Raw genomic sequence first — 11846 nt, forward strand, 5'->3', positions numbered from 1 at the left:
ATTAAGATATGATTGAAAAATTATTTCGCAATCATGATTAATTTTTTATTGATAAACTCCATAATTCCAGCTTTAGAAAGTTCGCGTCCGTAACCCGAATGTTTCACACCACCGAAAGGTAAATCTGGGCTTGATGAAACTTGTTTGTTTACGTAAACCATTCCCGAATCTATTCTGCGAGCGATTTTCTCCGCATTCGGAACATCTTCTGTATAAATAGAAGCACCTAATCCGTAAGGCGTGTCATTCGCAATTTTGATTGCTTCTTCTACATCTTTTACCTTCCAAATACAAACTACAGGTCCAAAAACTTCTTCGTCATAAGCCTTCATTCCAGGTTTTAAATCTGTCAAAATCGTTGGTTGCAAAAAGAAACCATCACGATTAATACGTTTTCCTCCTGAAACAATTGTTGCTCCTTTATCTGCTGAATCATTAATTTGCTCAACTAATTTTTCTAATGCACTTTCCGAACTTACAGGTCCCATATTGGTATCTGCTTGTGTAGGATCACCAACTTTCATTCCGTTTACATAGTCCGTAATTTTTTTCAAATATTCGTCGTAAATACCATCTTGTACAATAATACGTTTCGAAGAAGTACAGGCTTGTCCAGCATTACGTAAACGACCATTAATTGTTCCGTTCATTACTTTTTCGATATCCGCATCATTCAAAACAATCATTGGATCAGAACCACCAAGTTCTAAAACAGAAGGTTTTACATTTTTACCAGCGATACTTGCAACCACTGCACCAGCAGCTTCGGAACCAGTTAAAGAAACACCAACAATTTTTGGGTTATTGATAATTGCATCTGTGTCTTTTCCTGACATCAACAAGTTTTTGTACAAACCTTTTGGAGCGCCAGCAGCTGTAAACATTTCTTCGAAAGCGATTCCACATTGCGGAATATTAGAAGCCGTTTTCAAAACAACTGTGTTACCAGCCATAATGTGAGGACCAGCAAAACGCGCAATTTGAGAAAAAGGGAAATTCCAAGGCATAACACCTAACAAGACACCAATTGGTTCTGAAACCACATAAGCATCACCTTTTTCTGTTTGTAAAGGAACATTTGCTAAGAATTCTTCTGCATTATCAGCGTAATATTCGATGATATTTGCACTATAATCAATCTCGATTTCACTTTCATACAATGGTTTTCCCATTTCTGTTGTAATCAAAGCAGCTAATCGAGTTTTTTGCTTGCGCATTTCGTTTGCGACACGTTTCATTACAGCTTTTCTTTCTTCGAAAGATTCGAATCGCCATGTTTGATATAATTCGTTTGCGTCGTCTATATATTGATTGATTTCTTCGCTTGTGTAGGCTTGAAATTCTTTTTCGATTTTACCTGTAGCAGGATTTAATGTTCTGATTGAACTTGCCATTTCACTCTTTATTTAATGTATACAAAGTTGTAGCAATTCTCGTTCCTAACAAAACTTTTAGGATAAATAAAACTGATAGTTTGTTGAATTAAACTAAATGTAGTTGATTGTTTAGTTTTTATATTAATTTGAGATTGTATCTAATTTGAAAGATTTTAGAAGTCGATTATAATTTATGACATTTTTTGAATTGATATCATAAACTTCAATTACAAAAGTACTATCTTTTTGAACTCCAAATGTTTTTCCTGAATGTCCAGGAAAACGTTCACTTATTTTAGAGTTAACTAAATTGTGAAAATAATTTACTATTTCAGTTTTTTGAAAATCGTTTAACTTAAAAGTTTTATAGATATGTGGTTCTTGAAATTTAGAAGTTCCGTAATTTTCAGAAATATTATTACAATTAACTTTTGTTTTGATATAATTTGCATAAAACTCATTGTCATCTTTAGCAAAAATCTCAAATTTTTCTTTGTGACCTCCCCATTCACCACATTCATCAAAAATTGAATAAATAGTAATTTTATTGTTAGTATCAAAAAAGTCGCTATTTTTTGGTTTTTCACATGAAATAAAAAACAAAAGCGAAGTTGCAATTAATAATAAAAAACTTTTCATAGCTTTTCATTTTAAATATACAAATACAAATTTTAAAACGGCAAATTATCGTCGTCGTTGTTCATCGAACTTGTGAATTCTCCACCGAAATCTCCAAAAGCATCAGAGGGATCAATAGCAGATAAATTCATGGCACTTCCCATTTCTTGAGAACCATCATTCATCGAACTTTGAATTTCGAAATCTCCACCAAATGAAGTTTCTAAATCGGTAAATTTAGCTTGTTCATTAATGAATCGTAAACGTACATTTTCTAACGCACCATTACGGTGTTTAGCAATGATAAACTCGGCTTGTCCAGCACAAGGTTCACTTTCATCATCCCAATATTCTAATTTATAATATTCAGGACGATAAATAAAAGAAACGATATCGGCATCTTGCTCAATTGCTCCAGATTCACGTAAATCCGAAAGTAAAGGACGTTTACTTCCTCCGCGAGTTTCTACCGAACGAGATAACTGCGAAAGTGCAATTACAGGAATACTTAACTCTTTTGCAATTGCTTTTAAGGAACGCGAAATCATCGAAATCTCTTGCTCACGGTTTCCATTTGCTTTACCACCAGCAGTCATCAACTGCAAATAGTCAATCAAAATCATTTTTACACCATGTTGAGAAACTAAACGACGTGCTTTTGCTCTTAAATCGAAAATCGAAAGGGCAGGCGTATCGTCAATGTAAAGCGGCGCATTTTCAAGACCTTTTACTTTTGTGTATAATTGTTTCCATTCGTGATCGGCTAATTTTGCTTTACGCAATTTTTCACCCGAAATTCCAGTTTCACCCGAAATCATACGCGTAATCAACTGAACAGAAGACATTTCTAATGAAAAAACAGCAACCGGAATATTTTTGTCAACCGTCATATTTTTCGCCATCGAAAGGATAAAAGCAGTTTTACCCATACCAGGACGAGCGGCTAAAATAATCAAATCCGATTCTTGCCAACCCGAAGTAATTTTGTCAATTTCTGTAAATCCAGAAGATAAACCAGACATTCCTTCTTTTGTAGATTGGGCTTTAATTTTATCAATAGCTTCTGTTACCAAATCTCTTGCTTCCGAATAACTACGTTTGATTCCACCTTCTGTAATTTCGAATAATTTCGATTCAGAATAATCCAATAAATCAAATACATCGGCAGTATCATCGTATGATTTTTCAATGACTTGATTCGAAATTTCAATTAAACGACGAAGAATATATTTTTCTTGAATAACACGAGCATAATATTCCACGTGCGCAGAAGAAGAAACTTTTTGCGTTAATTGAATCAAATAATAATCACCTCCAACACGATCTAATTTGCCCTCACTTTTCAACTCATTCGAAACCGTTAATAAATCAATTGGTTCTGAATCGTTAAATAATTTTTGAATGACAGCATAAATCGCCTGATGCTCTGGACGATAAAAAACTTGCGGCGTAAGAATGTCAATGACTTCGTCCAACCCTTTTTTATCAATCATCATCGCGCCAAGTACAGCTTGCTCTAAATCAACAGCTTGTGGAGGAAGTTTACCTTTCTCTAAACCAATGACATTGTGCTTGTTAGCTGGTATTTCGGGATTATAATTTGCTTGTTCCATAAGAGTTCCAAAATTAAATAAAAAAACGAGATATAACTAATTTTATATCTCGTTTTAAAATCGTATATTCTACAATAAGTATTATTGTAAAATAATATTTTATCCTGAAAATTCTCCGAATTTGATGTAACGTTCTTGACGTTGTTGTTGTAATTCTTTTGGAGAAAGTTTTTTCAATTCGTTGTAAGTGTCTAAAACTTTATTTTTCAAGTTTGTGTATGCAACTTCTGGTTTGTAGTGTGCTCCACCAAGCGGTTCTTGAATGATATCTTCAATTAATCCTAATTCTAACATATCAGGACCAGTTAATTTCATTTGCGAAGCAGCTTGCTCTTTGTAATCCCAACTTCTCCATAAAATTGTAGAACAGTTTTCTGGTGAAATTACAGAATACCAAGTGTTTTCTAACATGAAAACTTTGTTTCCAACTCCAATTCCTAATGCTCCACCTGAAGCTCCTTCACCAATTACAATTGTAATGATAGGAACTGTAAGTTTCAACATTTCGTAGATGTTTTTAGCGATAGCTTCACCTTGACCTCTTTCTTCAGCTTCTAAACCAGGATATGCACCAGGAGTGTCGACTAAAGTCAAGACAGGAATATTAAACTTTTCTGCTAACTTCATCAATCGTAAAGCTTTGCGGTAACCATCTGGATTAGACATCCCGAAACGACGATATTGTCTTTCTTTGGTATTTTTCCCTTTTTGTTGACCAATAATCATAAAAGTTTGACCATTGATTTTTCCCATACCACCAACCATTGCTTTGTCGTCAGCAAAAGTTCTATCTCCGTGAATCTCGATAAACGTGTTATCTGTTATCGCGTAAGCGTAGTCTAAAGTATAAGGGCGAGAAGGGTGACGAGACAATTGTACACGTTGCCATGGCGTTAAATTACCATAGATTTCCTTCTTTTTATTTTCAATTGCAATTTCAATTTCAACGCAAGCCTGTTTGATGTTAACACCGCTTCCTTCGCCGACGATTTGACAGCTTTGTAACTGTTCTTCTAAATCTTTGATAGGTTGTTCAAATTCTAAATATTCCATACAAAAGTGTTTGTTCAATCCAACAAATATAGAAAAGGTTTTTAAGCCAATTATAATAAATGTCGAATGTTTTTCAGATTTTTTACAAGTATTTTAATTTCAAAAGATAAAAAAGCGTCTACAGATTAGACGCTTTCATCGTGTATTTGATCTAAAATTAAATTTTTTCGATAATCATTGCAGATGCTCCACCGCCACCATTACAGATAGCTGCACCTCCAATTTTTCCTCCGTTTTGCTCTAAAACATTTAATAATGTAACCAAAATTCGTGATCCAGAATTTCCAAGTGGATGACCGATAGAAACCGCTCCTCCATTTACATTAACTTTAGAAGCATCAAGATTTAATAATTTAGTATTTGCAATTCCAACAACTGAAAACGCTTCGTTAAATTCCCAGAAATCAACATCAGCAGCAGTCATATTTGCTTTTTTTAATAATTTTTCAACCGCTTTAGCTGGCGCTGTTGTAAATTTTGAAGGTTCTTGAGAAGCATCAGCATAAGCAATAACTTTTGCAAGAGGTTTTAATCCTAATTCGTTTGCTTTGTCCAAAGACATTAATACCAAAGCAGAAGCTCCATCATTGATTGTAGAAGCATTTGCAGCAGTTACAGTTCCGTCTTTAGAGAAAACAGCGCGTAAACCTGGAACTTTATCAAAGTTTACATTTTTATATTCTTCGTCTTCTTTGAAAATAACTGGTTCCCCTTTGCGTTGAGTAATTTCTACAGGAACAACTTCGTTGTCAAATTTTCCAGCAGCCCAAGCAGCAGCCGATTTTTTGTAAGAATTAATTGCAAATTCATCTTGCTCTTCACGAGAAATATTGAACTCAGTTGCACAAGTATCTCCAAAAAGTCCCATCATTTCTTTGCTGTAGTAATCTTGTAAACCATCGTTCACAATTCCATCTAACAAAACAGTATTTCCGTATTTATTTCCAGTTCTTGCATTTGGCGAATAAAAAGGAACCATCGACATGTTTTCCATTCCTCCAGCAATTACAACATCTGCATCACCCAAACGAATCGCTTGTGTAGCAAACATTACAGCTTTCATACCAGAAGCACAAACTTTGTTTACCGTTGTTGCAGGAATCGTATTTGGTAAACCTGCTTTTATCATTGCTTGCTTAGCAGGCGCTTGTCCTTCACCAGCTTGCAATACATTTCCCATATATACTTCATCAACCAAAGATCCATCTAAGTTGATTTTATCTAAAGCTCCTTTAATAGCTGTTGCGCCTAAATCTGTAGCTGGAACGTTAGATAAACTTCCCAAAAAAGATCCCATTGCTGTACGAACAGCTGAAACGATTACGACTTCTTTCATTTAATTGTGATTTGTTGTTTTTATTATGATAACTTAATAATGCAAGATATAAAATTTATAGTAGTATTAATTTGATTTACTTTTTAAAGATTTTTTAAATTTGTTATTGACTTAATACAGATAATTGATTTTTTTTGTTAAAATGATAATTATCTTAGAATAGAATATTTTTTGAAGGATAAAATGATTAAAATGCTGAAGATAAAAATGATATTATTTGGTTTGATTTCGTGTTTTGCAATTGCAATTGGAAATGCGCAAACCTTTGATCAAAAATATTTTAAAACAATTTTAGATTCGCTCACGTCAAATTCGTTTGCTGGTAGAGGTTATTTAGAAAATGGAATGACAAATGCTGGAATTTATTTACAAAATGAATTTCAAAAAAATGGATTGAAATCTTTTTCTAATCACTATAATCAAACGTTTACTTTTCCAATTAATATTATCAAAGATGCAAAACTGAAAATTAATGGAAAAGAATTGAAATATGGAATTGATTTTATTGTAAAACCAAGTTCTAAATCAATTTCAAAAACCAATTTACCTTTTTACTTTTTTGACACAAAAGCATATGTGGAATCTTTTCAATCGAAAGATAAAACGAGAAATTTTATTGTGAAAGATGATGAATCGCAAAAAGGAAAACATATTATTTTGCCGCCTTTAGTGACTTCTATAGATTCTATTCAGAAATATTACAAACAATGGGCGAATATTTATGAGAAAGATGAGAATCAAAATCGGGCGATTTTTAGATTTACTTCAGATAAATTAACGTCGAGTCTAAGTCAGCGACAATCTTCGATTTCAGAATTTATTATTTCAGATAAATTTTATTCTAAAAATTTAAAAATAAACGATTATTCTATTGATTCAGAATTGAATAATTCATTTAAGGCAAATAATATAATTGGTTACATTGACGGAAAAAATAATGATAGCGTTGTTGTGATTTCTGCACATTACGATCATTTAGGTAAAGTTGGACAAACTATTTTTCCTGGAGCGAGTGATAATGCGAGCGGAACAGCGATGATGATGACGCTGATGAAGTATTATTCGAAACATCAACCTAATTACAGAACGGTTTTTATGGCTTTTGCTGGTGAAGAAGCGGGAATTTTAGGTGCAGATTATTATGTCAATCATCCTCTTTTTCCATTAAATCAAATCAAATTTCTTGTAAATCTAGATATTATGGGAGCAGGCGATCAAGGAATTCAAGTTGTGAATGGTAAAGTTTTTAAAAATCAATTTGAAAAATTAGTTGAATTAAATCAAACAAATAATTATCTAAAAGAAGTTAAAACTCGAGGAGAATCGTGTAATTCCGATCATTGTCCGTTTTATTTGAAAGGTGTTCCATCGTTTTTTATTTATACATTAGGAGGAAAAGGTTTTTATCATGACCCCAATGATACAGCTGAAAGTTTGGATTTGAGTTACACTGAAAAAGTATATAATTTGTTGAAAGATTTTATAAATAAGCTATAAAAAAAATAATCCGTTCAAAGTGAACGGATTACTAACCAACCTAAACTACTATAAAAAACTCTAAAAAGTAAAAAGAGTGCGAGTAATTCCAAACTTCATAAATCAATTTCGTTATACTCGTTGTTACTCTTTGTCTTACTATCTATGAATAAATTATTTGACACTGCAAATGTCTAACTTTTATGTCTTATTTGGAGAAATTGTAAAAGATTTTATTTATAATAGGTATAGAAAACATTTATAACAAGCGTTTGTTGTCGGATATTAATCTTTATATTAACTCATTAAAAATAAACAATAATAGTTAATATGTAATTACGTGAAAACGTACTTTAACACCTTTTTAACTATTTATTTACGAAAAGATGATGAAATCATAAGATTTGAAATCTTTTCAACTAAATTTGATTTTGAATCGTAAAGACTTCATAAATTTAAACAAATTTTAAACCAAAAACGCCAAAATGAGACTTTTTTTATTGGTTTTTTCCTTACATATTGTGTTATTTGTTGATGCGCAAAATGTTAACCCAAATCAAATTCGAACTAAAATATACGATACTATTTTACAAGATATCCAAAAACAAAGTTTAGAATTTCCGAACAAAAAAATTGTGGTAGATCCTACAATTAATAAGTTTGAAGATTATAAAATGGACGAATTTGGACTGAAATTAGATTCGGCGAAATATGTACAAGACACTTCAATTTGTTCTAAGTTAACAACCTATAGATGTGTTTCGAAATTTGAGATTGATAATTATTCGATTACCAATGTTTACAAAGATGAAGCAGATGCGCTATATCCTGACTTTTATGGAATTTATGCACCAATTGATTCGTGGTACAATTTGATTTATTATGCGGCTGTTAATCACTTCGAAAAAGATAGAAAATTTCAATTTAACGTCTTAATTCCAGTTCGAAATGTGCAAATGAAAAATAAAACGATGAAGGAAAAAATGTTCTTTTATGACATTTTATTTGATGAGCAATTTAAGATTCTAAAATTTGAAAAATTATTCTTAAAACATTAAAATTCAATCAGAAAAATTGTAAATTAGCAAGACTCAAATTTTTAATTGATGTTAAACGTTAGCGCTTATATAGACGAGCTTTTGCAATTATCAAAAGGTAATTTACGAATTTGCCGTATGAATTGGTGGCTTTTAAAGTATGAAGATGAATTTGAGAAAGCGATAGAAGAGACGTCTTGTAAAAAGTGGCAGAGATGGTTTTATAATGGCGAACACCCGTATCCGTGTGTTTGTCCAAAGCGCGAAAAATTATGTGTTTTTATTGACTTATATCGTGAATTGGATCGTTTGACACAAGTGCAACGTTTGGAGAATTTTTTTCAAGAATATTTTCAAAAATTTGAGTTGATTAAAGATTCAAAAGAATCTTTGAAAAATTGGATGAATGATATTCGTCCAACGATTTCTTCCATTTATCTATTATTGGATAAGAATGATAATCTAAAGATTAGATTTTATAATTCGGATCCAGTTTTGGAAGTGGATATCAATAAAAACGATTATAAATACACCTTGTTGTGTTTGGATATTTTTAACTACAACATGTACGTAAGAGGCATGTAAACGAAAAGAGAGTTGACGAAATCAACTCTCTTTTTTTATGAAATAATAGATTAAATATGGCTTATTTAATTAAACCAATTTCTCTTAAACGCTGAGTCAAGAAATCTCCAGCTGTAATATCTTCAAATTGTTTTGGATTTTCTTCTGTTACACAATCTTCTAAAACAGATAAATCCATTTCAGAAATTGGATGCATAAAGAATGGAATAGAAAAACGAGATGTTCCCCATAATTCTTTCTCTGGATTAACCACTTGGTGAATTGTTGATTTTAATCTGTTGTTTGTGTGACGAGATAACATGTCACCAACATTAATCACCAATTCGTCGTCAGCAGCAATTGCATCAACCCAAGTTCCATCATGACGTTGCACTTGTAATCCACGACCTTGCGCTCCCATTAACAATGTAATCAAGTTAATATCTCCGTGAGCACCTGCACGAACTGCATCTTTAGGTTCTTCCGTGATAGGAGGATAGTGAATTGCTCTCAAAATAGAGTTTCCGTTTTTCACTTTATCATCAAAGTAAAACTCGTCTAAACCTAAGAATAAAGCCAAAGCACGTAAAACGTAAACTCCAGTTTTTTCTAATTGTTTGTATGTTTCTTCACCATAAGTGTTAAAACCTGGAACTTCGTTTACATCAACATTTTCTGGATAGTTGTATTTCGCTTTATCTTCTTCAGATAAATACTGTCCAAAATGCCAAAATTCTTTCAAGTCACCAACAGTTCTACCTTTAGCATGTTCGTTTCCGAAAGCTGTATAACCGCGTTGACCACCAATTCCTTCTACTACATAACTTTGTTTTGTTTCTGTAGGTAAAGCGTAGAATTCGCGAACGCTTTTATATAAATTTTCAACTAATTCGTCAGATAAAAAATGTCCTTTCAAAGCAACGAATCCGATTTCTTCGTATGCTTGACCAATTTCGTTGACAAATTTTTGTTTTCTTGCAGGATCATCAGATAAAAAGTCTGCTAAATTAACCGATGGAATTCCGTTTTGTGACATTTATATTTTGTTTTATAAAATTTCTTCTGCAAAGGTATAGAAAGATTTCTTTTGTGAATAATATTGTTAATAACTTTTTTGGATTGCTATTGGTTTGATTTAAAATTAAATCGTTTAAATGATTTTAATTGGCTAAAATATTTATTTTTAATGATATTAAGTTTATTTTGAAGGTTCTATTGATTTTGATAAATATAAGCATTTACTATTTAAAATTGTATTTTAATATATATTACTTATAATTCTGATAATGGATATGGGTTTTGTTATATTACAAAAAATTAAAATGAATGAAATTACTATTTACTTTTTTATTATTTAGTTCAATTGTCTTTGCTCAAGAAAAAGGGAAGGCTAGGATGATGATTTATCCTGGTTGTGAAAAATTTGAAAAGAAAGGTGTAAAGAAGTTAGCAGACTGTTTTAGTAAGGATTTTAATAAACAGCTATTGCTTGAAGTTGAACAGGTGTTAAAAAATAATGGTTTGACAATTAATGAAATAAATGTAAATGCAAAAGTTAAATTTCAGATAAATAAAGAAGGTGAGTTTCAAGATTTAGAAGTAATTGGAAATGATTCAGAGAAATTACTTATTGAAGAGGCTTTTGTGAATTATGTTGTAAAATTGAAAAAAGACAACAAAAAAATAATTCCTGCTGTTACTGAAAAAGGAGAAGCTGCAAGATTAATTTTTGATATACCATTTAAAATTATAAATTAAGGTTTGAAGTTTTATTAATCTTAAGGCTAATTTTACCACAAGGAGATTTCATTCTATATTTGCAAAAATATTTATGATGAAAGATCAATTTTTTCAATATATACAAGACTTACAAAATAAAATTATTGCCAAACTTGAAGAAGTTGATGGTAAAGCAAAATTTTTACGAGATAATTGGGAACGCGAAGAAGGAGGCGGAGGTCTTTCTTGTGTTTTAACTGACGGAGCTGTTTTTGAGAAAGCTGGTGTTAATATTTCGAAAGTTTATGGTGAATTACCTGAGACAATGCAAAAAGCGTTAAATGTTTCATCGGGTAAATTTTTTGCTTGTGGATTGAGTTTGGTTATTCATCCAACAAGTCCACATATTCCGACGACTCATGCGAATTGGAGATATTTCGAAATGTATGATAAAGATGGAAATATCGTTGATCAATGGTTTGGAGGTGGACAAGATTTGACACCATATTATTTGGATGAAGAAGATGTGATGCATTGGCATATGATCTGTAAAAAAAGTTGTGACGCGCATGATGCGGCTTTTTACCCGAAGTATAAAGAAGAATGTGATAAATATTTTTGGAATACTCATCGTGGAGAAGCTCGTGGAATAGGAGGTTTGTTCTTTGATTATTTGAAACCAACTCCAGAAAAAACAGTTGAACAATGGTATGATTTTGTAACAGAAGTAGGAAATTCATTTTTAGAAGCCTACATTCCGATTGTTGAAAAACACAAAAATGATGAATTTTCTGCTGAACAAAAGGAATGGCAAGAAATTAGAAGAGGTCGTTATGTGGAATTTAATTTAATTCATGATAGAGGAACTTTGTTTGGTTTGAAAACCAATGGACGAATAGAATCTATTTTGATGAGTTTGCCGAAACATGTGCAATGGCACTACAATCATCAGCCAGAAGAAGGTTCGGAAGAATATAAATTAGTCGATGTTTTGAAACATCCAAAAGATTGGATTTAATCTATAATATATAAAATGCCTGAACAATTGTTCAGG

Annotated in this window: 11 protein-coding genes; 5 read left to right on the forward strand and 6 right to left on the reverse strand. The window is 31.8% G+C overall.

Going from position 1 to position 11846, the window contains the following annotated elements; all coding sequences use genetic code 11:
• Positions 1 to 20: 20 nt before the first annotated feature.
• The 5 genes from N5D90_RS14100 to N5D90_RS14120 all read right to left on the reverse strand — a co-directional run bounded on the left by N5D90_RS14100 (position 21) and on the right by N5D90_RS14120 (position 5996).
• Complete coding sequence (locus N5D90_RS14100) at positions 21 to 1394, reverse strand: NAD-dependent succinate-semialdehyde dehydrogenase (RefSeq protein ID WP_280062925.1); 1374 nt, start codon at positions 1392 to 1394, stop codon at positions 21 to 23.
• Positions 1395 to 1517: 123 nt separating this feature from the next.
• The gene (locus N5D90_RS14105; protein ID WP_280062927.1) at positions 1518 to 2015 is read right to left on the reverse strand and encodes a hypothetical protein; all 498 of its coding nucleotides are present in this window, start codon (positions 2013 to 2015) and stop codon (positions 1518 to 1520) included.
• A 32-nt stretch (positions 2016 to 2047) separates the two neighbouring features.
• A complete protein-coding gene (gene dnaB / locus N5D90_RS14110; protein WP_115001280.1) occupies positions 2048 to 3607 on the reverse strand; it encodes a replicative DNA helicase in 1560 nt (519 codons plus the stop codon).
• A 99-nt stretch (positions 3608 to 3706) separates the two neighbouring features.
• Entirely contained in the window at positions 3707 to 4660 is a 954-nt protein-coding gene (locus tag N5D90_RS14115; protein ID WP_038334644.1) for an acetyl-CoA carboxylase carboxyltransferase subunit alpha, read from the reverse strand.
• Positions 4661 to 4817: 157 nt separating this feature from the next.
• Positions 4818 to 5996, reverse strand: coding sequence for a thiolase family protein (locus N5D90_RS14120; RefSeq protein ID WP_280062929.1), 1179 nt, complete (start codon positions 5994 to 5996; stop codon positions 4818 to 4820).
• Positions 5997 to 6188: 192 nt separating this feature from the next.
• Between N5D90_RS14120 and N5D90_RS14125 the strand changes: the two genes are divergently transcribed.
• From N5D90_RS14125 to N5D90_RS14135, 3 genes are all read left to right on the forward strand, one after another.
• A complete protein-coding gene (locus N5D90_RS14125) occupies positions 6189 to 7493 on the forward strand; it encodes a M28 family metallopeptidase (protein WP_280062931.1) in 1305 nt (434 codons plus the stop codon).
• 464 nt (positions 7494 to 7957) lie between these two features.
• The gene (locus tag N5D90_RS14130) at positions 7958 to 8530 is read left to right on the forward strand and encodes a hypothetical protein (RefSeq protein ID WP_280062933.1); all 573 of its coding nucleotides are present in this window, start codon (positions 7958 to 7960) and stop codon (positions 8528 to 8530) included.
• A 117-nt stretch (positions 8531 to 8647) separates the two neighbouring features.
• The gene (locus N5D90_RS14135; RefSeq protein WP_038334650.1) at positions 8648 to 9094 is read left to right on the forward strand and encodes a hypothetical protein; all 447 of its coding nucleotides are present in this window, start codon (positions 8648 to 8650) and stop codon (positions 9092 to 9094) included.
• Between the two features lie 61 nt (positions 9095 to 9155).
• Here N5D90_RS14135 and N5D90_RS14140 read toward each other — a convergent pair whose 3' ends face one another.
• Positions 9156 to 10109, reverse strand: coding sequence for an isopenicillin N synthase family oxygenase (locus tag N5D90_RS14140; RefSeq protein ID WP_280048979.1), 954 nt, complete (start codon positions 10107 to 10109; stop codon positions 9156 to 9158).
• Between the two features lie 290 nt (positions 10110 to 10399).
• Between N5D90_RS14140 and N5D90_RS14145 the strand changes: the two genes are divergently transcribed.
• A complete protein-coding gene (locus N5D90_RS14145) occupies positions 10400 to 10831 on the forward strand; it encodes a hypothetical protein (protein WP_038334655.1) in 432 nt (143 codons plus the stop codon).
• Between the two features lie 76 nt (positions 10832 to 10907).
• Positions 10908 to 11810 carry an oxygen-dependent coproporphyrinogen oxidase gene (hemF, locus tag N5D90_RS14150; protein ID WP_280062934.1) on the forward strand — a complete coding sequence of 301 codons (903 nt, stop codon included), beginning with the start codon at positions 10908 to 10910 and terminating at the stop codon, positions 11808 to 11810.
• Positions 11811 to 11846: the final 36 nt, after the last annotated feature.

It is taken from the genome of Empedobacter sp. GD03797, assembly GCF_029842105.1.
GTDB classification, from domain to species: Bacteria; Bacteroidota; Bacteroidia; order Flavobacteriales; family Weeksellaceae; genus Empedobacter; species Empedobacter falsenii_C.